This window comes from Corallococcus praedator, assembly GCF_003612125.1.
Classification (GTDB): Bacteria; Myxococcota; Myxococcia; order Myxococcales; family Myxococcaceae; genus Corallococcus; species Corallococcus praedator.
Genome location: NZ_RAWI01000038.1, coordinates 13,184 through 39,984, shown reverse-complemented (window position 1 = coordinate 39,984; position 26,801 = coordinate 13,184). Strand labels below are relative to the sequence as shown.

The following is a 26,801-nucleotide window of genomic DNA, read 5'->3' as shown; positions in this document are numbered from 1 at the left end:
ACAGCCGCACCGCCCCCGCCCTCCACCTCGGGTACGCCCGAAGACAGCGGCCGCACCGGACTCGACGCGGCCAGCGTCCGTCGCGGCTTCTTCGAACACGTGCGTTATTCGCGCGGCAAGAACCCGGAGACGGCCACCCCGCATGACCGCTTCATGGCCCTGTCGCTGGCCGTGCGCGACCGCCTCACCGACCGCTGGGTGAAGACGGCGCGCACCTACTACGAGCAGGACGTCAAGCGCGCCTACTACCTGTCCGCCGAGTACCTGCTGGGCCGCGCGCTGGGCAACAACCTGCTCAACCTCAACATGTACGAGGCCGCCGCCTCCGCCATGCAGGAGGTCGGCGTGGACCTGACGCAGCTCCTGGAGATGGAGCCGGACGCGGGCCTGGGCAACGGCGGCCTGGGACGGCTGGCGGCGTGCTTCCTGGATTCGCTGGCGACGCTCGGCTACCCGGGCATGGGCTACGGCATCCGCTACGAGTTCGGCATCTTCTCCCAGGACCTGGTGGAGGGACACCAGGTGGAGCGCGCGGACGAGTGGCTGAAGTTCGGCAACCCGTGGGAGATCGTCCGGCCGGAGAAGGCCGTGCCGGTGCGCTTCTTCGGCCGCGTGGAGCACCACCAGGGCCCGGATGGCCGGCCGGTGGCGCGCTGGGTGGGCGGAAAGACCGTCATTGGCGTGCCGTACGACACGCCGATCGCGGGCTACGGCAACAACACGGTCAACACGCTGCGGCTGTGGCAGGCGCGCGCGAGCGCCGAGTTCGACCTGCTGCTGTTCAACGCGGGCGACTACGAGCGGTCGGTGGTGGAGAAGAACGACTCGGAGGTCATCTCCAAGGTCCTCTACCCCAACGACGCGTTCCAGGCCGGCAAGGAGCTGCGCCTGAAGCAGCAGTACTTCTTCGTGGCGTGCTCCATCGCGGACATCGTCCGGCGCTACCTGAAGAACCACAGCGACTTCCGCGACTTCTCCCGCAAGGTCGCCATCCAGCTCAACGACACGCACCCGGCCATCGGCGTGGCGGAGCTGATGCGCGTGCTGGTGGATGAGAAGCAGCTGCTCTGGGACGAGGCGTGGTCCATCACCCAGGAGACGTTCGGCTACACCAACCACACGCTGCTCGCGGAGGCGATGGAGCGCTGGCCGGTGTCGCTGTTCGAGCGCCTGCTGCCGCGCCACCTGGAGATCATCTTCGAGATCAACCAGCGCTTCATGCGCCAGGTGCAGATCCGCTACCCGTTCGACGTGGAGAAGCAGCAGCGGATGAGCCTGGTGGAGGAGGGCCCGGAGAAGAAGATCCGCATGGCCCACCTGGCCGTCGTGGGCAGCCACAGCATCAACGGCGTCGCCGCGCTGCACACGGACCTGCTTCGCCGCGACGTGCTGCCGGACTTCGCGACGATGTATCCGGAGCGCTTCAACAACAAGACCAACGGCGTGACGCCCCGCCGGTGGCTGGCGTGGTGCAACCCGCGCCTGTCCAAGCTCATCACCAGCCGCATCGGTGAGGGGTGGGCCACGGACCTGGACCAGCTGACGAAGCTGGAGGCGCACGCGGAGGACCCGGAGTTCCGCAAGGCGTTCCGCGAGGTGAAGCGCGCGAACAAGGTGGACCTGGCCAACCACGTGCGTGACCTGCGTTGGGTGCAGCTCAACCCGGACGCCATCTTCGACGTGCAGATCAAGCGCCTGCACGAGTACAAGCGGCAGCTCTTGGACGCCATCCACATCGTGGCGCTGTGGATGAAGGCGCGCCGGGAGCCGGCCAGCGTCGTGCACCCGCGCGCGTTCCTCTTCGGCGCGAAGGCGGCCCCGGGCTACCACCTGGCGAAGCTGACCATCCGGCTCATCAACGGCATCGCGGAGGTGGTCAACAGCGACGCGGGGACCACGGGGTTGCAGGTGGTGTTCGTGCCCAACTACCGGGTGAGCCTCGCGGAGCGCATCATCCCGGCGGCGGACGTGTCCGAGCAGATTTCGACGGCGGGCTGGGAGGCCTCCGGCACGGGCAACATGAAGCTGATGCTGAACGGCGCGCTGACGCTGGGCACGCTGGACGGCGCCAACGTGGAGATCCGCGAGGCGGTGGGCGACGAGAACTTCTTCCTCTTCGGCCTCACCGCGGACGAGGTCATCGCGCGCAAGAAGGCCGGCTACCGGCCGCGCGAGGTGTACGAGTCCAACACGGAGCTGCGCGAGGCGTTGGACCTCATCCGCTCCGGCTTCTTCTCCCCCGAGGACCGCAACCTCTTCCAGCCGCTGGTGGACAGCCTGCTGGACGAGGACCGCTACCTCGTGCTGGCGGACTTCGCCGCGTACAGCTCCAAGCAGGAAGAGGTCGTGCGCGCGTACCAGGACCCGGAGAGCTGGTCGAAGAAGTGCATCATCAACGTGGCCCGCGCGGGCATCTTCTCCTCCGACCGCACCATCAAGCAGTACGCGGAGGAGATCTGGAACGTGAAGCAGACGCGGGTGGAGTGACGCCCTGAAGCACCGGGCGCGGGCGGCCTCTCCTGGCCGCCCGCCCCATGCAGCCCGCGGCTACGCGGCCTTGTTGAGCCAGGCCTCGTAGGCGCGGAAGTCGTAGTCGCGGCCCAGGAAGTGATTCACCAGGCGCGCGGCGTCATCGGAGCCGCCCGGCTCCAGCACCGCGCGCCGGTACGCCTGCGCGGGGGCGGGGTTGAGCAGGCCCTGCTTCTGGAACACCGTGAAGAGGTCCTTCGCGATGACGAGCGACCACATGTACGTGTAGTAGTTGGACGAGTACCCATCCAGGTGCCCGAAGGTGAGGTGGAAGTACGTCCCCTCCAGGTACGGGAAGGGGATGTACTGGCCCTGCAGTTCGCGCACGAGCGCGGTGGCGTCCAGGCCCTTCGGGTCGCGCCGGTAGAGCTCCAGGCTGAGCGCCGCGTAGAACATCTGCTGGCGCACGAAGAGCCCCTTGCCGAACTCGTCCGCGCGCAACATGCGCTCCACCAGCTCCGCGGGCAGCGCCTCACCGGTCTGGTAGTGCTTCGCGAAGGTCTGCAGGCACGTCACGTCGCGCGCCCACTCCTCCAGCATCTGCGACGGGGCCTCCACGAAGTCCCATTCGGTGCGCACGCCGGACAGGCCGGCCCAGTGCGTGTGGCCGCCGAAGATGTGGTGCAGCAGGTGGCCGAACTCGTGGAAGAACGTCTCCACGTCGCCGTGCTGCATCAGCGCGGGCTCCGCGCCAGGCTTGGGGAAGTTGCAGATGAGCGCGCCTTCCGGCAGGCGGTGTCCGGACTTGCCACTGGTCAGCGTGAACTGGGCCGCGTGCTTGTACTTGTCCGCGCGCGGATGCATGTCCAGGAAGAAGCGGCCCTTGAGCGTGGCGCCTTCGTAGACGTCGAACACTTCCACGTCCGGGTGCCACACCGGCACGTCCTTCACCGGGCGGTAGGTGACGCCGAAGAGGCGCGCGGTGAGGTCCAGGACGCCCTGCTTCACGCGCGTGTATTCGAAGTAGGGGCGCACCGTCTGCGAGTCGAAGGCGTACTGCTCCGCCTTCACGCGGTCATCCAGGTAGCCGGAGTCCCAGGGCTCCACCTGGGTGGCCTTCGGGTCGTCCTTCTTCTTGCGCTCCAGCAGCACCTGGTAGTCGCTCTTCATGCGGCTTTCCGAGGCGGTGGAGATCTTCTGGATGAAGTCCCGCGCGGCGTCCGCGGTGCGCACCATCTTGTCCTCGGTGGCGTAGGCGGCCCAGTGCGGATAGCCCAGCAGCGTGGCCAGCTCATGGCGGCGGGCGACCAGCCGGCCCAGCACGTCCACGTTGGCGGGATGGCCGCGCTGGCGGTTGGCGCGCCAGAGCTGCTCGCGGGCCTTGCCGTCGCGCGCGTAGGTGAGGAAGGGCACGAGGTCCGGGTAGTCGGTGGAGATGCGCACCTGGCCGTCCGGGCCCGGAGCGTGCGCGCGCGCGTAGTCCTCCGGCAAGCCGTCCAGCGCGGACGGGGGCAGCGACACCGTGCGGGTGTCCTGGCTGATGTTGCGGCTGAACTCCTGGCCAATGCGGATGAGCTCTTCCTGGAGCGCCTTCACCTTCTCGCGGGTGGCCTCGTCGCGGTCCACGCCAGCGCGGCGGAAGTCGCGCAGCACCTTCTCCATCCACTTGCGCGTGGCCGCGTCCTGTCCGGACAGGTCCACGGCGGAGAGGACGTCGTAGACGCCCCGGTCCATGCGGATCTCGTTGGAGAGGTTCTCGATGGACTGCTCGGCGGCCTCCGCCGCTTCGCGCAGGGCCGCTTCCGGGTGGGTGTGGCGCACGACGCTGGCGCGCGCGGAGGCGTCGTCGAGCGTGGCGGAGGACTCGTCGTACAGCTCCAGCACCTCGCGCGGAGGCGTCTTCGCGGGCAGGGACTTGAGGCGCGCGATGCCGGCGCGAGCGCGGGTCAGGGCTTCCTCGCTCGCGCGGCGGAAGTCCTCCGGCGGGCAGGTGACATGGCGGGCGGCATCGGGGACCAGGGGCTCGGACACGGGCAGGGCTCCTCTGAAGAGGTCCCAAAGCTAATGCGCCCCGCACGCCCGGGCAGCATCCGTGTGAGGGCGGCGGCCCCTTTGTCGGGCGCGGGTGGCCCTCCCCTGCCCTGCTCCTTCGGGGACCGGACAGTCGGGCGGGACTCGGAGACATTGAAACGGCGGAGGCCGCCCCGGCGTGGTGCCGGAGGCGGCCTCCTGGGACGACGAGGTCAAGGCGGAGGCTTCAGTAGAACTCGAGCGGGCTCGCGGAGCTCTGCGGCTGCCGTATCGCGCGGGTCACGAAGTCCACGGAGTTGTTGTCCGTGTCCTGCCCGTTGCCGCGCGCGGCGTCCGTACCGCCCACGCCCATCGTGGTGGAGGAGGACGTGGACACGGCCTTGCGCTCCAGGCTGCCACCCACCGCCGGATGGCTGGGGGCCGCGGTGCCTTCGGGGGAATTCCCGGTGCCGTACCCCAGCTTGTCCACGTCCACGTACGTCCCGCTCACGAGGCGCTGGACGCGGATGTGGCCGCCAGCCGTCGTGGAGGCGGAGGTGTCGAAGGTGTACGGGACATCCGCGGCGGCCACGCTACCGCCGCTGTAGTTCGCCCCAGCCAGGAGGAAGTATCCGTGGGCGCGAATGACCTTCCCGGCCGGAATGGTGACGGTGGCGCTCCAAAGGGTCCCCGTGGCCGACTTGTAGCTGACCTGCCAGTTGGACAGGTCCACGTCCGCGTTCGTCGGGTTGTAGAGCTCGATGAACTCGTCCGTCGCGGCCGTCCCTGAGCCATTGCCCCCGCTGAACTCGCTGATGACCACGTGGTTCGTCAGCGGCGGCTTCACCACGGGCGCCACCGTCACCGAGCCATAGTTGCCAGCCGGCGGCACGGCGATACCGCTCTGATCGCAGTACACCCACGGCGCGCCCGCGTCCGTGAACCGGTAGCGGAAGCCGTAGCTGTACGTCCCAGCCGTGGGGATGCTCAGCGACGCCTTCATCTCGTCGTTGTTGGAGCTCGACGGCGCGTAGCCCGCGTTGGGGGTCGCGGACGTCCAGGTCCAGCCCGCGGGGTTGGTCGCGTCCGTGCCGTAACCCAGTTGCGCCTCGATGCGCGGGTAGAAGTCGTTGCCATTCTGGTTCCGGGTGGTGACGTCGAAGCTGTAGAACTGGCTGAAGATGTCGTAGGCGACGTTGGGGGCGATGCTCGCCGGGTAGTCGGTGCCGGACGGGAACGTCTTCGGGTACTGGATGGCGCAGTAGTTCAGCGGCTTCTCGACGTTCAGCCCGCAGTCGTCGTTGGCCTGACCCGGCGTGCCCCGGTCACCGCCCTCCAGGCTTCCGGATGAATCACACCAGTACCAGGGCCGGGCACTGCCCTCCGTGCCCACGATGCTGGACGCGAGGCTCATCGCTCGGCCGGTCGTCTGCGGGAAGGCGTTCGTGTAGCTCAGGCTCGTGACCGTCGTCGGGCCCTGCTTGAAGGTGATGGAGCCGGTGTTGTCCAGGCTCAAGGAGGGGATGCCGTACGCGTGGTTCACGAACACGCCCCCGTTCGTCGTCGGGTTCCCGTTCTGGGCGAGCACCACCCGGGCGCCGGGGTCGACCAGCAGCCCGTGGCCATGATTCACCGTGATGGACGTGCTCGTGCCCACGCCGTCCACGTGGGTCACCGTCATGCCGTCCAGGTTGAGCAGCTTCGTGCTGGTGTTGGTCAGCTCCATGTATTCGGTCGTCCCGGCGGACGGCGAGTGCATCACCTCCGACAGGGCCAGCTCGCCCGCGCCCGGATGAGGCGCCGTGGCGCATGCCGCCGCGTGACAGACGGCATCCGCGCCGGGGCAGGCCTGGAGCTCCATTTCGCCGTCCTGGCAGGTCGGCGTGCCCGACACCACCACGCACACCGACGTGTAGACCTCCAGCGACGTGCCGTCCTCCGCGCAGGCCGGAGACGGCGGCGTGCACACATAGCCGTCGCACGGGTTGGTGGTGCCGATGCTCGCGGTGGCGAGCGCGCTGCCATTGCCCGCCCCGTCGAACGTCTTCAGCGCGAAGAAGTACGTCGTCGCCGCATCCAGGCCGGTGACGGTGAAGGACTCCGCCGTGCCCGGAGACTGGGGCGAGGACACGCCCGTCGCCTCCGTGGCCGCGTCGAACGTCGCGTCGGTGATGGCCGCCGTGGCGTAGCGCAGCTCGTAGCGCGTCGCCGTGCCCAGGTCGCCGTCGTCGCCCGGGGCCGCCCAGTCCAGGCGGATGCTGGAGGCGGACGGCGCGGTCGCCGCGAAGCCCTGCGCGATGGCCGGAGCCACCGCGTCGGTGATGATCAGGTCCGCGGACGTAGAGACCGCCAGGGCGTCCGCGTCGGCCTCGAATTGATACGTGCCCTCGTCGTTCACGATGAGGCCCGCGAAGGTCGCTACGCCATCCACGGTGGTGCTCGTGGGGTTGGCCTGGGAGAAGCTGCCACCCGCGAGCGCCAGCGTCACGTCCGTCGGGATGTCATTGACGTCGTTGCCATACGCGTCCCGCAGCGCCACCTGCACGTCCGCCAGCGCCTGCCGCACCGAACCCATGGTGGGCGCGGAGATGAACACCAGCGTGTCGATGGCCGCCGGCACGATGGAATAGGTGTGCGAGCCCTTCAGCGCGCCATCCACCACGTCCTGCGCGACGACCTCCTGAGCTCCAGCGGTGAACAGCTCCACGCTGAACGTGTGCCGACCCTCGTCCACCAGCGTGAACGTGTAGGCGCCGGGCAGCACCGCCTGGCCGTCCGAGGACGTGAACGTCACCGTGGAGGCGTAGTCCTTCGCGACGTTGCCGTAGGTGTCCCGCGCCACCAGCTCGTAGCTCAGCGAGCTGCCCGCGACGAACGGGCCGGCCTCCGCGATGACCTGGAAGGACACGGCCGACGTGGAGCGCACGTCGGCGTCCACCGTGGCGGTGAGGGCCGGCGTGGCGGTGTCCGTGGCGGTGAGCGACTGCGTCCCCGCCGTCTTGAACACCAGGCCCGTGAAGAGCTTCTGGCCCTGGTCCGCCGCCGTGAAGGTCGCATCCGGGGGCAGCACCGCCTGCGCATCCGTGGACGTGAAGTGCACCGTGCCGGTGTAGTCCCGCACCAGGTTGCCGAACGCGTCCGTCAGCGCCACGCTGAACTCGACCGCGCTGCCTGCGTCAATCGGGTCGTTGAAGTTCGACAACACCAATTCCGCCGCCGCTCCCGCGCGCACGGTGAAGGCATTGCTCGTCTGGCTGAGCGACCCCGCCGTGGCGATGAACTTGAACGTGTCCGCCGTGTCCACGCGCAGGCCCTGGAAGGTGGCCACGCCGTTGACCGCCTCCACCGTCACCGCCGCGAAGGAGGGCTGCCCCACCAGCGTCAGCGTCACCGCGGTGGTCGCCGTGGGGACGACATCCCCGCGCGCGTCCTGCAGCGCCACGCGCACTTCCGCGAGCGCCGTGCCCGCCGTGCCGTCCGCCGGCTGCTGCGCGAACGCCAGCTGCGTCACCTGCGGATCCGCCGTGGACACCGCCAGGCTGTCGGACCGCGTGGAGTTGCCCTGGTTGTCCGTCGCCTTCAGTGCCACGTGGTACGTGGCGCCCGCCGCGAGCCCCGTCAGCGTCGCGGACTGCACCGAGCCCGGAGGCACCGGGCTGCCAATGGCCACCAACGTGCCCGCCGCGAAGTCCGCGTCCGTGGTGATGGGGGCCGTGGCGTAGCGCAGCTCCTGCGACGTCAGCGCCCCCTCGGTGCCGTCGTCGCCCACGCCCGTCCACTGCACCGTGAGGCCCGTCTCCGTCGCCGCCGTCTGCGTCAGCACCGGCTTCGCGGGCGGCACATCGTCCACCACATTGATGTCGGCGCTGCTCGCATCCGGCAACCCGTCCGCGAAGGCGACCAGGTGCGTGGTGCCATGGCCCGCCACGCTCAGCGTCGTGAACGTCGCGACGCCCTCCACCGGCTCCGCCTCCAACGTGCCCGACAGCGTGAAACCCGCCTGCGGCAGCGACAGCTTCACCGTCGGCGCGCCCACCCTGGCCACGTTGCCGAAGGCGTCCTTCAGCTGAACCCGCACGGTGCCCAGGGATTCACGCGTCGACACGCGCGTGGGCTGCTCCGTGAAGACGAGGAGCGCGGGCGGCCCGGCGACCACGTCCACCGGCAGGGTGAACGCGATGGCGCTCGTGCCGTCGTCAATCATCAACCGCTGGCTTCCGGCGGTCCGGAAGGTGATGCCCGCGAACGTGTGCTGCCCCTGGTCCGCCGCCGTGTACGCATGGGCCGCGGGAAGGGTCGCGGCGGAGTCCGTGGACGTCAGCGTCACCGTGCCCGTGTAGTCCGTCACCGTGTTGAAGTACGCGTCCTGCACCGTCACCTGGAGGTCCTGCGCCACGCCCGCCACCACGGACTCCAGCAGCGTGTTGTAGGCCAGGGCCGCCGGGACGTTGGGGACCACCTTGAAGAAGGTGCTCGCGGCCGGCTCGAAGCCGGGGGCGCTCGCGATGAAGTGGTAGTTGGCGCCCGCCCGCTTCAGCACCACGTCCGGGAACGTCGCCACGCCGTTCACCGCCGTCACCGTCAGCAGGCCCTCCGGGAAGACGACGCCCCCGGAGCCCAGCGACAACGTCACCTCCGCCGTGCCGTCCAGGATGGGCTGCCCGTTGGCATCCTGGAGGACCACCTCCAGGCCGCCCAACGCGACGCCCGCCACGCCATCCGGGATGGACTGCTTGAACGCGAGCCGCGTGGCCGTGGGGTCGATGAACGCCACCGTGGCGACGGCGGTGAGCGCCACCGCCTTTCCGTCCACGTCCTTCACCGACGCCGTCACCGTCTTCACGCCCGTCGCCGTCGACGTCACCTTCGCGACGGTTTCGCCGTTGAGCCCCGTCGGCTCCGGCTGGGCCACGACGGAGCCACCCTCCCCCGCCACCGTCACCGTCACCGCCCGCCCGGACATCCGCGAGCCGTCCTTGCGCACCACCGTCACCGTGACGGAGGCCGCGTCCTGGCCGTTCGCGAGCACCCCCGTGGGCCGGTCCACCGCCACCGTGGAGGCCGCCGCGTCAATCACGCCCTCCACCGGGGGCGGAGGCGTCGGAGGCGTTCCAGAATCGCTACAGCCCAGCGACAGGCCTAGACACAGCACGCTCAAACCCAGACAGCGGGCGAGCAGTTCAAAACGTGGGGACATGGAGGTCTCCGTCCAGCGGGGCGCCCCCGCGCGGCAGCGACTGCCTGCGCGGGGTTGCACTGCTTTCTAGCAGACCTCCCCCGACCCCACGAAAGCAGGGCCGGAACATTGCAGCTCAACTGAATGATCAGCCGTTCATCGCCTGGAGGAGCGCGGCGCCGCCCAGCAGGGACTGGCCACCGTCGCACACCATGATGGCCCCGGTGATGAAGGAGGCCGCGTCCGAGGACAGGAAGAGGGCCAGCCGGGAGATGTCCTCCGGGGTGCCGAAGCGCTGCAGCGGCAGGGCCTCCGCGAGCTTTTGCCGTGAATCCTCGGAAGGCGCGAGTCGGCTCATGCCTTCGGTCCCTTCGATGGGGCCGGGGGTGATGGCATTGACGCGCACGCCCGCGCCGCCCCACTCGATGGCGAGCACGCGGGTGAGCATGTCCACGCCGGCCTTGGCGGCGCACACGTGGGCCTGCATGGCCATGGGCAGGTACGCCTGGGGCGCGGAGATGGTGATGACGGACGCGCCCGGCTTGCGCAGGTGTTCAAAGGCGGCGCGCGACACGTTGAACGTGCCCAGCACGTCAATGTCCATCACCGCCTTGAAGCCGTTGGAGGACATGCCCAGCGCGGGCGCGGGGAAGTTGCCGGCGGCGCCGCACACCAGCACGTCGATTTCGCCGTACGCGTCCTTCACCTGCTGGAGGGCCTTCTCCACGGACGCGTAGTCGCGCACGTCGGCGGCCACGCCCATGGCGGTGCCGTGGGCCTGGAGGCCCTTCACCGCGCCCTCCAGCTTCTCCACGTTGCGGCCATTGATGGCCACCTTGGCGCCCGCTTTCACGAACGCGGTGGCGATGCCCAGGTTGATGCCACTGCTGCCACCGGAGATGAAGGCCGTCTTGCCCTTGAGCAGCCCGTCCTTGAACACGCCATCCGCCATGGAGTCGCTCCTTCTTTCAAATCAGCCGAACTCCACGACCTTCTGCCCGAAGAGCCGGTCCACCGCGAGCAGCAAGTCATCATTCACCTGCACCCTGAGCGTGGTGCCGGAGATGTGCGCCTCTGCCTCCCCCGGGAACAGGACGCTCACGGCGACCGGCGTCGCGCCGGCGTACTTCTTCGCCAGCTCGTTGAGCTTCGCCAGCCGCTCCTCGGTGACGATGTCCGCGGGCAGGCGCAATTCCAGCCGCTTGGTGCGCTTCTCGCGCACGGACTTGAGGCTCTGGATGTCGTCGACGATGAGTTCGGCGGTGGGCGTGTTCTCGTCGCGCTGGGAGATCTGGACGGTGCCTGTCACCAGGATGGGGTCATCCGACTTGAGCAGGTGCTCCCACTGCTCGTAGCCCGGCTTGGGGCCCTGCTTGGACCACTTGCCGTCCTTGCCCATCACGTTGCGCGTGCCGTCCTTGCCCGGGAAGCACACCAGCTCCGTGGAGCCGGACAGGTCTTCAATGGTCACCCACGCCATGCGCTTGCCCGTCTTGGTGGGGCGCTCGCGCAGCACGGTGATGATGCCCGCCACGGTGAGCTTCTCGTCGCGGCGCGCGCGCTGCACCGCGGTGATGGGCCGCGCGTAGCGCTTCAGTTCCTTCTCGTACTGGTACAGCGGGTGGCCGGACACGTAGAAGCCGATGGACTCCTTCTCGAAGGCCAGGCGCTCCTTCTCCGGCCACTCCTCCACCGCCGCGTAGTCGTCCTTGAGGCCGGTGCCAGCGGTGGCCGGGCCGGAGAGCATCCCGAACAGCGAGCTCTGGCCGGCGGCGCGGTCCTTCTGGCTGGCGGAGCCGCGGTTCATCGCGCGCTCGATGGTTTCAAAGAGCTGCGCGCGGGGGCGCTTCTCGAAGTCGAAGGCGCCTGCCTTCACCAGCGCTTCGAGCACCTTGCGGTTGACGCGGCGGCCGTCCACGCGCTCGCAGAAGTCGAAGAGGCTCTTGAAGGGGCCTTCCTTGCGCGCCTCCAGGATGGACTCGATGGCGCCCTCGCCCACGCCCTTGATGGCGCCCAGCCCGAAGCGGATCTTCCCCTCCACCGCGCCGAACGCGAGGTCGGACTGGTTCACGTCCGGCGGCAGCACCTGCGTGCCCGACTCGCGGGCCTCGCCGATGTGCTTCACCACCTTGTCGGTGTTGTCCTTCTCGCTGGTGAGAAGGGCGGCCATGAATTCGCACGGGTAGTGGGCCTTGAGCCACGCCGTGTGGATGGTGACCAGGCCGTACGCCGCGGAGTGGCTCTTGTTGAAGCCGTACTCGGCGAACTTCTCCATCAGGTCGAAGATTTCGCCCGCGACCTTCAGGTCCACGTTGTTGGTCTTGCAGCCCTCCATGAAGCCGGCGCGCTCGGCTTGCATGACCTCGGCCTTCTTCTTGCCCATGGCGCGGCGAAGCAGGTCCGCGCGGCCCAGGGTGTAGCCACCCAGGACCTGCGAAATCTGCATCACCTGCTCCTGGTACACGATGACGCCGTAGGTGTCCTTGAGGACGGGCTCCAGGTTCGGGTGCGGATACGACACCTTCTCCCGGCCGTGCTTGCGGTTGATGAAGACGTCCACCATGCCGGCGTCCAGCGGACCCGGGCGGTAGAGCGCGCCCGCGGCGATGACGTCTTCGAAGCAGGACGGCTTGAGCTTCATCACCATTTCGGTGAAGCCGCTGGACTCCATCTGGAAGACGCCGGCCGTGTCGCCCTTGGCCATCAGCGCCCACATGCTGTCATCGGTGAGCGGGATCTCGTGCCGCTTGATGTCCTTGCCGTGGTTGCGGTTCACCAGGTCCAGCGCGTGCTGGATGACGGTGAGCGTCTTCAGGCCCAGGAAGTCGAACTTCACCAGGCCCGCGGCCTCCACCTCGTCCTTGGCGAACTGGGTGATGAGGATCTTCTCGCCCGGGGGCGAGTACACCGGCACGAACTCCCACAGCGGCTTGTCGGCGATGACGACGCCCGCGGCGTGCATGCCCGGCTGGCGGTGCAGGCCCTCCAGCGCGAGGGCAATCTCCAGCACGTCCTTGGTGGTGACGGGGTTGCCCTCCACCTCACCGATGTTGGTGGGCTTTTCAATCATCTCCTTGAGGCGAGGCTCCATTTCGATGGCCTCCTTCAGGGAGATGTTGAGCACTTCGGGCACGAGCTTCGCGATGCGGTCGCCTTCGCTGAAGGGCAGGCCGAAGACGCGGCACACGTCGCGCAGCACGCTCTTGGCCTTGAGCGAACCGAACGTGATGATCTGCCCCACGTTCATCTCGCCGTACTTGCGGCCCACGTACTTGATGACCTCGTCGCGCCGGTCCTGGCAGAAGTCGATATCGAAGTCCGGCATCGACACGCGCTCCGGGTTGAGGAAGCGCTCGAAGAGGAGGTTGTACGGGATGGGATCCAGGTCGGTGATGCGCAGCGCGTAGGCCACGAGCGACCCTGCGCCGGAGCCTCGGCCCGGGCCCACCGGGATGTTCTGATTCTTCGCCCAGTTGATGAAGTCCTGGACGATGAGGAAGTAGCCGCTGAAGCCCATGCGCTGGATGACGCCCAGCTCCAGGGTGAGGCGGTCTTTGTACTGCTGGTGGTCGATGGGGTACTGGTGCTTGAGCTCATCGAAGCGCTGGCGCAGGCCCTCGTAGGCCAGCTCCGCCATGAAGGAGTCCGGGGTGTGGCTGTCGGGCACCTTGAACGTGGGGAGCATGGGCTTGCCCAGCTTCAATTCCACATTGCACTGCTCGGCGATGCGCTGGGTGTTGTGGACGGCCTCGGGCGTGTCCTTGAAGAACTCCAGCATCTCCGTGGGGCTCGTCACGTAGAGCTTGTCGGTGGAGTGGCGCAGGCGCTTGCTGTCCGCGAGCGTCTTGCCGCTGGCGATGCACATGAGCAGCTCATGCGCCCGGGCGTCCTCGCGCTTGATGTAGTGCGCGTCCGCGGTGGCGACGAGCGGGACGTCGATGTCGCGCGAGAGCTGCTTGAGGTTCTCGTTCGCCTTGTCCTGCTCGGGCATCCCGTTGGATTGGATCTCCAGGAAGAACTGCCCGGGCTCGAAGATGTTCTTGTACTCGGTGGCGGCGCGGCGGGCGTGGTCCATGTCGCCGCGGAAGCACGCGCTCGTCACTTCACCCCCCAGGCACGCGGTGAGCCCGAAGAGGCCCTTGCTGTGCTTGGCGAGCACCTCCTTGTCGATGCGCGGGTGGTAGTAGAACCCGTTCATGTACGCGGTGGAGGACAGGTAGCGCAGGTTCGCGTAGCCCTCCTCGTTCTTGGCCAGGAGGATGAGGTGGTGGGCCACCTTCTCTGAACGGTCCTCGCGCCCCTTGGGGCCCGCGACGTAGGCCTCCAGGCCCAGGATGGGCTTGATGCCCGCGTCCTTCGCCTTCTTGTAGAAGTCGATGGTGCCGAACATGTTGCCGTGGTCCGTGACGGCCACGCTCGACATGCCCTTCTCCTTCACCGTCTTGATGAGGTCCTTCATCCGGATCGCCCCATCGAGCAGCGAATAGAGGGTGTGGAGGTGAAGGTGGGTAAAGGACATGAGCGTCAGGTTCCCGGAGTGAAGAAGGCGCCTGAACACTAGAGCCCGCATCCCCTGCTCGCCAGTCCAGTGACAGGGCCAGCGGTTTTCGAAGGACCTCCCACGTCCAGGGGAGCGGATGGCCGGCCGGGAAAACACCCGGAGCGGAATCGAAGCTTCCTCGCCGTCCGGGCGTGGGCATTCGGACCCTCGTCCCACCCTGCCAGGGGTGCCGGGCGTGGGATTCGTGCCCACGCTGCCCCAGGATGCCCGCCACCACCGCCCGTCCACCGACGCTCGCCCGTGCCCTCCTGCTGGGCTGCCGGGCAGGCCTGCTCGTCTTCCTGGTGCTCTACACACTGTGTGCCCTGTTGAACATGCAACTGGGTTACCAAGGGAACGAGAGCCGCATCGTCACCGACTGGGTGTGGACCGAGTGGCGCGACGTGGTGCTGTGGCAGGTGGCCCGGTTGCTCGCGGCGTACTGCACGGTGGGCCTGGTGCTGGGGGCGCTTTTGGGTGCCGGCCTGTGGGCCGCGCAGCGGAGCCGGCGCGCGGTGTTCTGGGGCAGCGGCCTGGGGTGCCTGGTGGTGGAGGGGATGCTGGTGCTGGGGGACATGGCGCGGCATCCGCACGTGTACGCGGCGACGTTGTATGCGCGCTCGGAGGTGACAGCCGCGCTGCTGCGGGGCGTGAGCGGGACGCAGCCGTCGGGCTGGTACATGGCGGCGCTGGTGCTGCCGGTGTTGAGCGTGTTGGCGCTGGTGGCGCGAGCGCTGGTCGCGACGCCGCGCTGGCGCGGGGTGATGGGCGGGACGGCGGCGGCGGTCGTGGTGGCGGGCTTCACCGGCCTGGGGCTGACGCGGGCAGGGCGCGACGTGGAGGGCGCGGCGCCGGTGCGGCCGAACCTGCTCATCCTCGCGTCGGATGGGCTCAGGCCCGACCACCTGTCGGGCAGCGGGTACTCGCGGGCCACGTCGCCGAACATCGACCGGTTGATGGACGAGGGCACGCGCTTCGACGACACGGTGGTGCAGGTGCCGCGCACCGCGCCGTCGTGGACGACGCTGCTGACGTCACAGTGGGCGGGCGAGCACCCGGTGACGCATACGCTGGTGGGCCGCGAAGCGCGCGAGGCGAAGTTCACCACGCTGGCCACGGTGCTGGCGGCGCAGGGCTACCGCACGGCGGTGGTGGCGGACTACGCGGGGGACCACTTCTCCCGCTTCGAGTACGGCTTCCAGCAGGTGTCCGCGCCGGACTTCCGCTTCCCGGACCTCATCCGTCAGCGGATGTTGATCACCAACGTGGCGCTGCTGCCATGGACGGCGCTGGCGCCGGGGCTGTTTCCGGAGCGGGGCCAGTTCCCGGAGCTGACCGACCCCGCCCCCTTGCGCGCTCGGGTGCACCACGTGCTGGAGGACCTGCCGGAGGACGCGCCGTTCGCGCTGGTGGTCTTCGCGTCGTCCACGCACTTCCCCTACGCCGCGCCGTGGCCGCAGGAGGGCCGGTTCGTGGAGCGGGGCTACCGGGGACCGTGGCGCTTCGGTTCGACGCCCCGGATGGAGGTGGATCCGGACGCGCCCGCGCCCACGCCCGAGGACGTGGCGGCGCTGGGCGCGAACTACGACGCGGGGGTGCTCACGTTCGATGGACTCGTGGGGAGCCTGCGCAAGGACCTGGAGCGGCGCGGGCGGTGGGACGACACGCTGGTGGTGCTGCTGTCGGACCACGGCGAGCACCTGGAGGACGAGGGCCTGGGACAGGGCCACGGCGACCACCTGTGGGGCCGCGCGGCCCTGCGCATCCCCTTCGTGGTGCGGCTGCCCGGAAGAGTGGCGGCGGGGCGCGCGGTGACGCAGCGGGCGCGCTCGCTGGACGTGGCGCCCACGCTGTTGGAGCTGCTGGGCGTGGACGCGCCGGAGTCATTCCGGGGCCGCTCGCTCGCGTCGCTGGTCCAACCCGGACCGGAGCCCCGGCCGCTGCCGGATGTGCCCGCGCTCATCGAGACGGACCTGTGGTTCAGCGACCGCGACGGGCAGCCGTACCAGACCGTGCGCATCCCCTACCCGTGGATCTACGAGACGGCCACGGTGGAGCCGGACACGGGGCAGATTGCACTCAAGCCTGAATGGGAAGGCACCGTGCTCCGCGCGCGGCACCGGGGGCTGTACCTGGGACGGTGGAAGCTCCTGGAGCTGCCCACGCCGGAGGGGGTGAAGGTGCAGCTCTTCGACGTGGTGGGGGACCCCGCGGAGAAGCTCGACGTGGCGGGGGACTTCCCCAATGTAGTGACCGCCATGCGCGCGAAGCTGGCGGCGGAGCGGCCGGATGCATCCGCGGATCCAACCGAGGACGCACAGAGCCCGGGGGTCCACTGAGCGGGCTATCTCCGGGGCGGGGCCGAGTAGCGACCGGAGCGGTATTCGCCCATCACTCGCAGGATGTCAGCCTGGGTGTCTCCGATGAACGGGCCATGGCTGACCAACGGGTCTCCCTGAGGCTGCCCGGCGTACAGCAGCGCTCGCGCCCGGGTGGTGCCGGTGATGCGAAGCGAGCTGTCCCCTCCGCCCTTCGCACGGTCCAACCAGCCCACCTGTCCGGGCCGCAGCGCCCTGCCCTCCGGGCCCACCGCGACTTCTCCCTCCATGACGTAGAGGAAGCCGTTGTACGAAGCGGGCAGGTCCTGCTCGATGCTCGCGCCCGGCTCCAGTTGGAACTCCGCGAGGGTGACGGGCACGTAGTTCTTCGTCTGCGACCGCACCGCTCCCGAGCTGCCGCTGTACAGCCGGACCTCCACCCCGGACTCGCGCCGGACCGGAAGCTCCGCGTAGGGAAGGTCCTGGTAGCTGGCGGGGACCCAGCGCTGTGCTTTTGGCAATGTCAGCCACAGTTGGAGGATCCGCCCCTCGCCCGCGGAGTCCAGCCCTTCGCCGTGGATGACCCCACTGCCGGCCGTCATCCACTGCGCGTCGCGCTCGCCCAGGCGCCCGCTGTCGTGGGCCATCCCGCCCTTCTCCACGAGGGTCACCGTTTCGAAGCCGGCGTGCGGGTGCGGCCCGCCGATGGGCTTGCCGTTGATCCGGTCGTCCATCAAAAGGATGAACGGATCCGACAGGGCGTAGTCCTCCGGTGAGATGACTGGCACCACCGTGTGCGCGGGCCCGAACTGCCCCGGCATCGGCGCGGGCAGGTCGATGACCCGCCCCAGGCGGCGCTCCACTGTCTGTGATTGTTTCGGGTTCGTCATGACGTTCCGCCTCCTGCCTCAGTGCAGCGCCGGGTAGTCCGTGTAGCCCTTCTCCTCGCCACTGAAGAAGGTGGCGTTGTCCGGAGGGTTGAGCGGCGATTCGTGCCGGTAGCGCTCCGGCAGGTCGGGATTGGAGAGGAACGGCACGCCGTAGGAGACGAGGTCCGCTTCTCCCCGGGCGAGCGCCGCCTCACCGGTCCGTGCGTCGTAGCCGCCGTTGACGATGAGGGCGCCCTGATAGGCCTTGCGCAGCAGCGGCGTGATGCGCTGCTCCGGGGTCGGTGCCGGCGCCATGTGGCCAGACACCGCCTCGGACACGTGCAGATAGCCAAGCCCCAGGCGGTCGAACTCACGCGCCAGGTAGGTGAACGTCTCGACGGGGTTGGAGTCGTTCATGCCCACCGGGGCGAACGACTGCGGAAGGATCCGGTAGCCCACCCGCTCCGCGCCCCAGACGCCCGCAACCGCGCGGACCACCTCCAGCGGGAAGCGCGCCCGGTTCTCGATGCTGCCGCCGTAGGCATCGGTGCGCTGGTTGGAGCCATCCCGCAGGAACTGATCCAACAGGTAGCCGTTGCTGCCATGCAGCTCGACCCCGTCGAAGCCCGCCTCCAGGGCGTTGCCCGCGGCGTGCCGGAACTGCTCGACGACGCCGGGAATCTCCTCGAGTTCGAGCGCTCGCGGCGTCACCGTGCGCGTGCGGCCCTTGAACGTGAAGACCTCTCCGTCATGCCCGATGGCGGAGGGCGCCACCGGCAACCGGCCGTCATGGAAGTCCGGATGCGACACGCGCCCGACGTGCCACAACTGGGCGTAGATGCGCCCGCCCGCCGCATGGACGGCCTCCGTCACCGCCCGCCAGCCCACCACCTGCTCGGGTGAGTGGATGCCGGGCGTGCGGATGTACCCCACGCCCTGGGGGCTGACCTGGGTCCCCTCGCTGATGATGAGTCCCGCGGAGGCGCGCTGCGCGTAATAGGTCGCCGCCAGGGGGTTGGGCACGTTGCCGTCGCCCTGCGCCCGGCTTCGCGTCATGGGCGCCATCACCATCCGGTTCTTCAGTTCGAGACGGCCCAACCGGAAGGAGGAGAAGAGCTTCGAGGTGTTTGCCATGGCCACAAAATGCAGGGGCCGCTATGGACGTGCCATGGCATCCAGTCCAAAAGAATTAGCCGATCGTCCAGCGTATCCGGACGCGCAGTTCCCGGAGGCGCTCGCGGACGTGCTGGCGGACGTGCTGGACTCCATGCGGCTGTCCACCGTCATGCATGGCCGCTTCGAGCTGCATGCGCCCTGGGGCATCCAGTTCCCCTCGAGCCCTGGCGCGCACATCGTCCTCGTCGCGCGAGGCGGTGCGCTCCTGGAGGTCGAGGGCGGTGAGAAGGGGGTCTCCCTGTCGGCCGGTGACGTGGCCCTGCTCCCACATGGTGGAGCGCACACGCTTCGCGATGCGGAAGGCAGCCCCATCCACATCATCGGGCAGGGCGAGTGCCAGCGAGCCCGGGGCATCGGTTCGGTCCGGGTGGGGGGCGACGGAGCCCGGACGGCCCTGGTCGCGAGCTCCTTCCGGCACGAAGTCTCGCCCAGCACCCGGTTGTTCGATGCACTTCCGCGCCTCATCCACATCGCCGCGGACGACACCGCGACCACGCCCTCGCTCGCGTCGACCGTGCAGTTGCTCATCGCGGAGAGCGCCTCGTCCAGCCCTGGCGCGACCGTCGTGATGAGCCGGCTCGCGGACATCCTGCTGGTGCAGGCCATCCGTGCGCACATCGCGGGAAACCAGTGTCAGGAGCACGGACTGCGCGCGCTCGCGGATCCCCCGATTGCCAAGGCCCTCTCGCTCATCCACGAAAGGCCCACCGAGCCCTGGACCGTCGAGCGCCTCGCGACGGCCGTCGCCTTGTCACGGTCCGGCTTCGCCGCGCGCTTCAACGCGCTCGTGGGAGAGCCGCCCCTGGAGTACCTGGCGCGGTGGCGGATGACGAAGGCCGCGCAGCTCCTGCGGGAGAGCACGCTGCCGCTGAGCGACGTCGCGACGGCCAGCGGCTACCAGAGCGAGACCTCGTTCAACCGGGCCTTCAAACGCTGGGGTGGGAGTGCTCCAGGCGCGTACCGGCGCGACCACCGCCGGGCCTGAGCACCGCCACGGCGCCCACCGTCAGCAGGGTGCAGACGACCAGCAGCGCCACATGCATGGAGGTCGACAGCTCGGTGGCGGACGACGCGAAGCGGGTCAGGAGGAAGGACGTCGCGTTGTTGAGGATGTGGACGACCACGGACAGGCGCACGCTGCCGGTGCGCTCCGCGAGCCAGCCCAGGTAGACGCCCAGCCCCAGCGCCACGGGGCTGTGGATGGGATCCACGTGCATGACGCCGAAGAGCGTCGCGGCCCCCACGATGCCGGCCTTCGGGCCCCAGCGCTCCACCAGCCGCGTCTGCACATAGCCCCGGAAGAACAGCTCCTCCCCCGTGCCCGCGACCAGCGTGCCGAAGAACATCAGCAGCGCGAAGGTCCCCAGCGACGCCTGACTGGTGACCTGCAAGCCCTTCAGCGACGACGTCCAATCCCAGACGCCCGTGAGCACGGTCAGGCTCTCCATGGCCTGCCCCAGCGCGAAGCAGCCCACCACCGCGGCCCCCCACGCCCAGACAGGCAGGGAGGCTCCCGGCTCCAGCCGCAGCCGCTCCCGCAGTGGACGCGGGGACAGCCGCCCGCCCAGCAGCGCGACGCCGAGCCCCGTCAGGCTCGACAGCATCACGCCCGCCACGTGCAGCCACGGCAACAGCTTGAGCTGCTCCATCATGGCCGCGAGGGCCGCGGCGTCCGGGGACTTCACGCCGGTCCGGGCCATCTCCATGGCCATCGCGATGCCGGCGAAGAGGGCGCCCCCGACGAGGAGCGCCACCAACATGAGCACGAACGCGAGGAACACCGTCCACACGCGCGGCGGCTTCGCGGTGACGGGCGCAGGCAGGGTGTCCTGGACGGCGGAAGGTTCGGACTGGGAATCCATGTCACGCGACGTTAGTGCCCACGCCATTCCGAAGTCGAACCTGGCGGCGCGCTCCCTACACACTTCTTCACGCCCCGCTCAAACCCACGCAATGGTCGGCTCGCATATTGGCTCCAGTCAGGAAGCGGAAACAAACCCCACGCCTGGAGACAGAACGCCATGAAGAAGAAGCTCATCATCGCCGGTACCGCCGTTGTCGCCGTCACCCTGCTCACCGGCTTCGGCTTCGGCGGCCGCGGTGGTCATCACGGCTCGCCGGACCCGGAGCGCATCAAGCAGATGGTGACGTGGAAGCTGGACGACAAGCTGGATGACCTGGACGCCACCGAGGCGCAGCGCTCGTCCATCCACGCCGTGAAGGACCGCCTGCTCGCGGAGGGCCAGCAGCTCATGGAGGGACAGCAGGCCGTCCGCACGGAAGCCCTCGCCCAGCTCGAATCGCCGACGCCCGACGCCGCGAAGCTGCACGCGCTGGTGGACTCGCGCATCGACGCCTTCCGCGCCTTCGCCCACAAGGCGACGGACGCCGTGCTGGAGATGCACCGCACCCTCACCCCGGCCCAGCGTCAGGAGCTGGCCAGCGAGTACCGCGAGCGCACCGGACAGAAGTAGCTTCGTCCCCAAGAGCGGCCTGTCCTCTTCCCGGGACGGGCCGCTCGGGTTGCGCTCGGGAAGACAGATTCTTCGGAACACCGTGTTCCAGCGTGGGCAGGGCGTGTTCGCGCGGATATGGTCGGACGGTGGATTACACCGAATACGCTCGACGCATCCGTGCCCACGCCTCCCTGGGCGAACTCACCGAATACGGACAGGTGCATGAAGGCGGGCGCGACTACCCGCTCTTCCGCCTCATCGTCCCCGGCGAACGCTGGCTCGTCATCACCTCCGGCTTCCACGGCGAGGAGCCCGCGGGCCCCCTGACGCTCGCCCAGCATCTGCCCGACGTCGTCGCCTACGCGAAGTCGAAGGGTGTGGGGCTGCGCGTCTACCCGTGCATCAACCCCTCCGGCTTCGAGGACGGCACGCGCTACAACCGCAGCGGCGAGCGTCCCAACAACGACTTCATGCGCTACGAGATCGCTCCCGGCGAGTGGCGCGGTGAGCTCATCGGCGACCCGCCCATCCTGCGCTGGGCCCTGTACGACGGCGGCCCCAAGGAGACGCGCGCGGTTCGCGCCGACCTGGCACGCTTCCCACCTCCCGACGCCGCGCTCGACATCCACCAGGACAACTACCTGGGCGGCGTCGCCACGTACGCGTACATCTTCGGGGACAAGGCCGCCTACCGTCCGCTGATGGAGGCCTGCGCCCCGCACGCCACCGTGGTGCGCAGCCGCAAGGTGGATGACAACAGCTACGCCGACGAGAACGGCTTCGTCGTCTTCCACGATGGCAGCGTCACCGACTGGTACATGCGCCAGGGCGTGCCGTACACCGCCGCGCTGGAGACCACCACGCCCACGCCGATGACGACGTGCGACACCGTGAACCTCACCTGGATCCGCGGCTTCATCGACCTGGCCGCGCGTGGCGAAGGCCCCCAGCGATGATTCAGCGCCCCCTTGGAAACAGTGGCCTCACCGTGTCCGCGCTCGGCTTCGGCGCGGGCCCCGTGGGCAGCGAAGCGCTCAGTGACTCCGACGCGGGCGCGCTGCTGCACGGCGTGCTGGACGCGGGCATCACCCTCATCGACACCGCTCCCAGCTACGGCGTGTCCGAGGAGCGGATCGGCCGGCACCTCGCCTCGCGGCGCCGGGAGTTCGTGCTGTCCACCAAGTGTGGCTACGGCGTGCCCGGCGTGGAGGACTGGACGCCCGAGTGCATCACGCGCGGCGTGGACCTGGCCCTCCAGCGCCTGCGCACCGACGTGCTGGACGTGCTGCACTTCCACTCGTGTCCCCCGGACGTGCTGCACCGCCCCGGCCTGCTGGAGGCCCTCACCCGCGCGGTGCAGGCGGGCAAGGTGCGCGCCGCCGCGTACTCGGGCGACAACGCCGGGCTGGACGCCGCGCTGGAGACGGGCGTGTTCGCGGTGGTGCAGACGTCCGTGAACCTCTTCGACCAGCGCTCGCTCGACCATGGCGTGGCGAAGGCCGTGTCGCGCGGCGTGGGCGTCATCGCCAAGCGGCCCCTGGCCAATGCCCCGTGGCGCTTCGCGGACGACCGTCCGTCCTCGCACGACGTCGGCGAGTACTGGGACCGGATGCGGCGCATGGACCTGAGGACAGACGGGCTGTCGTGGCCGGAAATGGCGCTGCGCTTCACCGCGTACGCGCCCGGGGTCGCGACCTGCATCGTGGGCACCACGCAGTTGGAGAACCTGCGCGCCAACGCACGGACCCTGGACGCGGGAGAGCTGCCCGAGCCCCTCGTCCACGCCATCCGGGACGCCTTCCGTCGGAATGATCACGGTTGGGACGGCGTTATCTGAGCAGCCCTGAAGGACTCCCCTTCCGTCAAGCGGCGTGAGCCCTCCCCCCTCCAAGTGATGTGCTTTCAACACCGGTCTCGTCCAGGCGGGCCGGGTGCCTGCTCTTGGGTCCATGCCGACCATCCGGACATGAACGAGATGCCAGAGTTTGAGAAGCAGGGAGAGTCGGCGGAGATTCACCCTTCGGAGCTGGACCTCCACCAGGTGGAGCACACTCCGCAGGTGGCGCATTGGCTGCGCATGCGGGCCAGCCAGTGGCTGGGCAACGCGCAGAAGGAGTTCAACGAGGCCGTCTTCTCGCGGGATGGTTCGGACGCGTCGTTGGACCGCTACGCCGAAGCCCGCTCGGAGCTGGACTCCGCCGAGGCCTGGGCCCTGCGCGTTGCGGACTTCCTGATGCGTCCCCAGTAGGTCGCCCCGCTGACGGGAGGTGGACGTTCCCTCCTGGAGCAGGGCCCGCCGGGCGCCGCTGGCTTGATAGTTTCCGCGCCTCCCCTGGGAGGAGCCCGGCCGATGGCCTTCACGCTGAACGTCAACGGAGCGCCCCACGTCATCGAGCCAGGTGAGGGGGAGGAGGACATTCCCCTCCTCTACGTGCTCCGCGACCACCTGCGCCTCAACGGAGCGAAGTACGGCTGCGGCGTGGGCCAGTGTGGTGCCTGCACCGTGCTGCGTGACGGGGCGCCAGTGCGCTCGTGCCTCGTGCCGGCGGTGTCCCTCCAGGGACGGGCGCTCACCACGCTGGAGGGCCTGCGCGCCCCGGATGGAACGCTGCATGCGCTCCAGCGGGCCTTCCTGGCCGAGCAGGCCGGGCAGTGCGCGTACTGCATCCCGGGGATGATCATGTCCGCGGCGGGACTGCTCCGGCAGAAGCGCTCGCCCACGGAGGCGGACATCCGGACCGCGCTGGATGCGAACCTGTGCCGGTGTGGTTCGCACAACCGCATCGTGCGCGCCGTGCAGCGCGCGGCGGCGGAGCTGGCGGAATGAACGCGCCCGTCTCCCGGCGCTCGGTGTTGAAGGGCTCGCTGGTGCTGGCCTTCTCGCTTGCGGGGCCCGCGCTCCTCGCGCAGACGCCGAAGCCACGGTTGCCAGGAGACCTGGCGCGCACGCCCGGGCTCGATGCGTGGTTGCGCATCGGCGCGGACGGCGTCGTCACGTTGATGACGGGCAAGGTGGAGCTGGGCCAGGGCATCCTCACCGCGCTGGGGCAATTGTGCGCGGACGAGCTGGACGTCGAACCAGCCCGACTGCGCATCCTCTCCGGGGACACCCGCGTCTGCCCCCCCGAGGGCGTCACCGCCGGCAGCATGTCCATTCCCAACGCCGGCGCGGCCGTGCGTCAGGCTTCGGCGGAGGTGCGCGCGTTGCTCGTGTCCCTGGCCGCCGAGCGACTGCGCGTCCCGGCGAAGCGGCTGCGCGTCCAGGACGGCACCGTGAAGGACACGGGTGGTGGCGCGGTCACGTACTGGGCGCTCGTCGGCGGGAAGGCCCTGAACCGCGAGGCCACCGGCACCGTCGCGCCCAAGCCCGCCTCCCAGCGACGACACGCAGGCAAGCCCCTGCCCCGGGTGGACCTGCCTTCGAAGGTGGCGGGCGAGGCGCGCTTCGTCCAGGACCTGCGTCCCGACATGCTGGTGCACGGGCGTATCGTGCGCGCGCCCACGCCGGGCGCATCCCTGGTGGAGGTGGACACGGCGAAGGTGTCCGCGATGCCCGGCGTGCTGAAGGTGGTGCGGGACGGCGACTTCCTGGGCGTCATCGCCACGCGGGAATGGCAGGCGGTGAAGGCCGCCGCCACCCTGGCCCTCGCCGCACGGTGGAAGGACGGACAGCCCCTGCCCGTGGATCCGCATGCGTGGTTGCTGTCACAGCCCACGCAGGACACGGTCATCCAACACATCGAGCGTCCCACCGACGTCGCCCCCACGCGCACGCTGGAGGCGACCTACCGCCGGCCGTACCAGATGCATGCGTCCATTGGCCCTTCCTGCGCCGTGGCGGCGTGGGACGGCGCCACGATGACGGTGGACACCCACAGTCAGAGTGTCTTTGAGACCTCCGAAGCCATCACGAAGCTGCTGGGGCTTCCCAAAACCCAGGTGCACGGCAGGCACGTGGAGGGCTCCGGCTGCTATGGCCACAACGGCGCGGACGACGTGGCGGCCGATGCGGCGCTGCTCGCCCGCGCCCTGCCCGGCCGCGCCGTGCGCGTGCAGTGGTCCCGCGAGGATGAACACACCCACGAGCCGTATGGCGCCGCGATGGTGACGAAGGTGAGCGCGGGCGTGGATGGGAATGGGGACGTGCTCGACTGGGATTACGCGCTGTGGTCCACGTCGCATGGCACCCGCCCCAGCGGCGAGCCCGGCAACCTGCTCGCGGGCCGTTCGCTGGCGAAGCCCTTCAGGCAGCCAGTACCGCGAAATGGCGGGCCGCCGAACTACTCCGCCGACCGCAATGCCATCCCCCTGTATGCCTTTCCCGGGCAGCAGGTGAAGACACACTTCGTGAGGGCGATGCCCCTGCGGGTGTCATCGATGCGCGGCCTGGGCGCCTACGCGAACGTCTTCTCCATCGAGTCCTTCATGGATGAGCTGGCGCACGCGGCGGGCGTGGATCCGGCGGAGTACCGTTTGCGTCAGCTCCAGGATGAACGGGCGAAGGCGGTCATCGCCCGCGCGACGGAGCGGTTCGGCTGGAGTCGCTTCGAGCGCAGGCCGCACCACGGCCGGGGCCTGGCCTTCGCCCGGTACAAGAACCTGGCGACGTACTGCGCCGTGTGCCTGGAGGTCTTCGTGGATCCGGCGACGCACGCCCCTCGCGTGGTGCGCGCCGTCATCGCCGCCGACGCGGGTGAGGTCGTCAACCCGGATGGACTGGCCAACCAACTGGAAGGGGGCCTGCTCCAGTCATTGAGCTGGAGCCTGAAGGAGGCCGTCCGCCACGACACCCGGCGCATCCTGTCACGCGACTGGGAGGGTTATCCCCTCCTCACGTTCTCCGAGGCGCCGCCGGTGGACGTGCAGCTCATCGACCGTCCGGAGGAGCCATTCCTGGGCGCGGGCGAGGCGAGTCAGGGCCCCACACCCGCGGCGCTCGCCAACGCCGTGTTCGATGCGACGGGGCTGCGCGTGCGCGACCTGCCGCTGACGGCGGAGCGACTGTCAGCGCTGCGACGGGCTCAGGGCGCCGGGCAGTAGGCGCCGGAGTCCACCCACGCCTGGAAGAGCTCACCGAACGCGGCCTGCGTGCCGGGCACCGGCTGCCGTCCCGGGCCCGGGTTCCAGCCCCAGCCCACGAGTTCATCCTTCGCCATGTGGTGCTGGAGGGCCGCCAGGTCCTTGCCCCCGTTGCGCTTTGGGTCCTTGAGCTGTTCGCAGATGGCGCCCAACGAGCGCCCCACCCACGCCATCTCCACGGGCGCCAGGGCCCACTTCGGATTGCCAGGGATGCTGGCCACGGTGGCCCCCACCGTGGGCGTGTTCGTCGCCTGATGACAGGACGTGCAGGGCAGCCCGGGCGGACCGTGGCCGTCCGTTCCGCCCACCACCGCCGGGACATGGGCGTGCTGCTCCATCCCCTGCCGGGGCCGTCCGTCCGCCGGGTGGCAGTTGGTGCAGCGCGGATGGGCCATCACCCGACCCGCTTCGAGGAAGAGCGCCACCGAGCGCGCCTGCTTGTTCTCGATGTTCGAGAAGGACGCCACGGGGCGGAGCGCCTCCGGGGATACGGGGGCTTCAGGAGCCCGCGTCGAACCGCGGCAGCCCGCGAGCGCGACGACTCCACACGACAGCAGGAGGACGAACCGGTGGCATCGCATGCCCGTCGAGCGTGACACGGGCCAAGGCTGGCCGGCCATCCTCGCCAGCGCCCTCCCCGCTTCCAAATGTCCACCTTCCGCCGCCCCCTTCATCCCCGGGTCGGAGGCCGCACCAGGAGACCTCTGC

17 protein-coding genes are annotated in these 26,801 nt (G+C 69.4%); 9 read left to right on the top strand and 8 right to left on the bottom strand.

The window, feature by feature from the left end:
- A partial coding sequence (locus tag D7Y13_RS07640) for a glycogen/starch/alpha-glucan phosphorylase (RefSeq protein WP_147452428.1) occupies window positions 1-2,487 on the top strand: 2,487 nt, incomplete at its 5' end.
- A gap of 60 nt (window positions 2,488-2,547) precedes the next feature.
- On the opposite strand, the gene D7Y13_RS07635 is transcribed toward D7Y13_RS07640, so the two are convergent.
- From D7Y13_RS07635 to dnaE, 4 genes are all read right to left on the bottom strand, one after another.
- Entirely contained in the window at window positions 2,548-4,500 is a 1,953-nt protein-coding gene (locus D7Y13_RS07635) for a M3 family metallopeptidase (protein ID WP_120532655.1), read from the bottom strand.
- Window positions 4,501-4,726: 226 nt separating this feature from the next.
- Entirely contained in the window at window positions 4,727-9,676 is a 4,950-nt protein-coding gene (locus D7Y13_RS07630) for a lamin tail domain-containing protein (protein ID WP_120583436.1), read from the bottom strand.
- Between the two features lie 127 nt (window positions 9,677-9,803).
- Window positions 9,804-10,607, bottom strand: coding sequence for an SDR family oxidoreductase (locus D7Y13_RS07625; protein ID WP_120532657.1), 804 nt, complete (start codon window positions 10,605-10,607; stop codon window positions 9,804-9,806).
- 21 nt (window positions 10,608-10,628) lie between these two features.
- Window positions 10,629-14,174 carry a DNA polymerase III subunit alpha gene (dnaE, locus tag D7Y13_RS07620; protein WP_120583435.1) on the bottom strand — a complete coding sequence of 1,182 codons (3,546 nt, stop codon included), beginning with the start codon at window positions 14,172-14,174 and terminating at the stop codon, window positions 10,629-10,631.
- Between the two features lie 245 nt (window positions 14,175-14,419).
- On the opposite strand from dnaE, the gene D7Y13_RS07615 reads away from it, so the two are divergent.
- Window positions 14,420-16,534 (top strand): sulfatase family protein, encoded by a 2,115-nt coding sequence (locus D7Y13_RS07615; protein ID WP_120583434.1) that lies wholly within the window; start codon window positions 14,420-14,422, stop codon window positions 16,532-16,534.
- A gap of 5 nt (window positions 16,535-16,539) precedes the next feature.
- On the opposite strand, the gene D7Y13_RS07610 is transcribed toward D7Y13_RS07615, so the two are convergent.
- On the bottom strand, window positions 16,540-17,403 hold the full coding sequence (locus D7Y13_RS07610) for a pirin family protein (protein ID WP_120583433.1): 864 nt from the start codon (window positions 17,401-17,403) through the stop codon (window positions 16,540-16,542).
- A gap of 18 nt (window positions 17,404-17,421) precedes the next feature.
- Complete coding sequence (locus D7Y13_RS07605) at window positions 17,422-18,516, bottom strand: alkene reductase (protein ID WP_120583439.1); 1,095 nt, start codon at window positions 18,514-18,516, stop codon at window positions 17,422-17,424.
- A 34-nt stretch (window positions 18,517-18,550) separates the two neighbouring features.
- Here D7Y13_RS07605 and D7Y13_RS07600 point away from each other — a divergent pair, with 34 nt between their 5' ends.
- Window positions 18,551-19,543: an AraC family transcriptional regulator gene (locus D7Y13_RS07600; protein WP_120583432.1), complete on the top strand. Its 993-nt coding sequence runs from the start codon at window positions 18,551-18,553 to the stop codon at window positions 19,541-19,543.
- Here the strand turns inward: D7Y13_RS07600 and D7Y13_RS07595 are convergent.
- A complete protein-coding gene (locus tag D7Y13_RS07595) occupies window positions 19,485-20,420 on the bottom strand; it encodes a CPBP family intramembrane glutamic endopeptidase (RefSeq protein ID WP_158620354.1) in 936 nt (311 codons plus the stop codon). The two genes, D7Y13_RS07600 and D7Y13_RS07595, sit on opposite strands and share 59 nt — an antisense overlap.
- A gap of 159 nt (window positions 20,421-20,579) precedes the next feature.
- On the opposite strand from D7Y13_RS07595, the gene D7Y13_RS07590 reads away from it, so the two are divergent.
- From D7Y13_RS07590 to D7Y13_RS07565, 6 genes are all read left to right on the top strand, one after another.
- The gene (locus tag D7Y13_RS07590) at window positions 20,580-21,032 is read left to right on the top strand and encodes a Spy/CpxP family protein refolding chaperone (RefSeq protein WP_120583430.1); all 453 of its coding nucleotides are present in this window, start codon (window positions 20,580-20,582) and stop codon (window positions 21,030-21,032) included.
- A 128-nt stretch (window positions 21,033-21,160) separates the two neighbouring features.
- Window positions 21,161-21,970, top strand: a complete 810-nt coding sequence (locus D7Y13_RS07585) for a M14 family metallopeptidase (protein ID WP_120532664.1) — start codon at window positions 21,161-21,163, stop codon at window positions 21,968-21,970.
- Window positions 21,967-22,851, top strand: coding sequence for an aldo/keto reductase (locus tag D7Y13_RS07580; RefSeq protein WP_120583429.1), 885 nt, complete (start codon window positions 21,967-21,969; stop codon window positions 22,849-22,851). The genes D7Y13_RS07585 and D7Y13_RS07580 overlap by 4 nt, the downstream gene beginning before the upstream one ends.
- 138 nt (window positions 22,852-22,989) lie before the next feature.
- A complete protein-coding gene (locus D7Y13_RS07575) occupies window positions 22,990-23,262 on the top strand; it encodes a FruA-associating protein, FapA (protein WP_233602044.1) in 273 nt (90 codons plus the stop codon).
- A gap of 102 nt (window positions 23,263-23,364) precedes the next feature.
- The gene (locus tag D7Y13_RS07570; protein WP_120532667.1) at window positions 23,365-23,841 is read left to right on the top strand and encodes a (2Fe-2S)-binding protein; all 477 of its coding nucleotides are present in this window, start codon (window positions 23,365-23,367) and stop codon (window positions 23,839-23,841) included.
- A complete protein-coding gene (locus D7Y13_RS07565; protein ID WP_120583428.1) occupies window positions 23,838-26,054 on the top strand; it encodes a xanthine dehydrogenase family protein molybdopterin-binding subunit in 2,217 nt (738 codons plus the stop codon). Before D7Y13_RS07570 ends, D7Y13_RS07565 begins: the two co-directional genes overlap by 4 nt.
- Here D7Y13_RS07565 and D7Y13_RS07560 read toward each other — a convergent pair.
- On the bottom strand, window positions 26,036-26,674 hold the full coding sequence (locus D7Y13_RS07560; protein ID WP_120583438.1) for an Isoquinoline 1-oxidoreductase subunit: 639 nt from the start codon (window positions 26,672-26,674) through the stop codon (window positions 26,036-26,038). The two genes, D7Y13_RS07565 and D7Y13_RS07560, sit on opposite strands and share 19 nt — an antisense overlap.
- Between the last annotated feature and the right edge of the window lie 127 nt (window positions 26,675-26,801).

Coding starts and splice junctions, on each gene's coding strand:
- D7Y13_RS07630 (WP_120583436.1), bottom strand. CDS start 9,676: ATGTCCCCACGTTTTGAACTGCTCGCCCGCTGTCTGGGTTTGAGCGTG.
- D7Y13_RS07625 (WP_120532657.1), bottom strand. CDS start 10,607: ATGGCGGATGGCGTGTTCAAGGACGGGCTGCTCAAGGGCAAGACGGCC.
- dnaE (WP_120583435.1), bottom strand. CDS start 14,174: ATGTCCTTTACCCACCTTCACCTCCACACCCTCTATTCGCTGCTCGAT.
- D7Y13_RS07615 (WP_120583434.1), top strand. CDS start 14,420: ATGCCCGCCACCACCGCCCGTCCACCGACGCTCGCCCGTGCCCTCCTG.
- D7Y13_RS07610 (WP_120583433.1), bottom strand. CDS start 17,403: ATGACGAACCCGAAACAATCACAGACAGTGGAGCGCCGCCTGGGGCGG.
- D7Y13_RS07605 (WP_120583439.1), bottom strand. CDS start 18,516: ATGGCAAACACCTCGAAGCTCTTCTCCTCCTTCCGGTTGGGCCGTCTC.
- D7Y13_RS07600 (WP_120583432.1), top strand. CDS start 18,551: ATGGCATCCAGTCCAAAAGAATTAGCCGATCGTCCAGCGTATCCGGAC.
- D7Y13_RS07595 (WP_158620354.1), bottom strand. CDS start 20,420: ATGGATTCCCAGTCCGAACCTTCCGCCGTCCAGGACACCCTGCCTGCG.
- D7Y13_RS07590 (WP_120583430.1), top strand. CDS start 20,580: ATGAAGAAGAAGCTCATCATCGCCGGTACCGCCGTTGTCGCCGTCACC.
- D7Y13_RS07580 (WP_120583429.1), top strand. CDS start 21,967: ATGATTCAGCGCCCCCTTGGAAACAGTGGCCTCACCGTGTCCGCGCTC.
- D7Y13_RS07575 (WP_233602044.1), top strand. CDS start 22,990: ATGCCAGAGTTTGAGAAGCAGGGAGAGTCGGCGGAGATTCACCCTTCG.
- D7Y13_RS07570 (WP_120532667.1), top strand. CDS start 23,365: ATGGCCTTCACGCTGAACGTCAACGGAGCGCCCCACGTCATCGAGCCA.
- D7Y13_RS07565 (WP_120583428.1), top strand. CDS start 23,838: ATGAACGCGCCCGTCTCCCGGCGCTCGGTGTTGAAGGGCTCGCTGGTG.
- D7Y13_RS07560 (WP_120583438.1), bottom strand. CDS start 26,674: ATGCGATGCCACCGGTTCGTCCTCCTGCTGTCGTGTGGAGTCGTCGCG.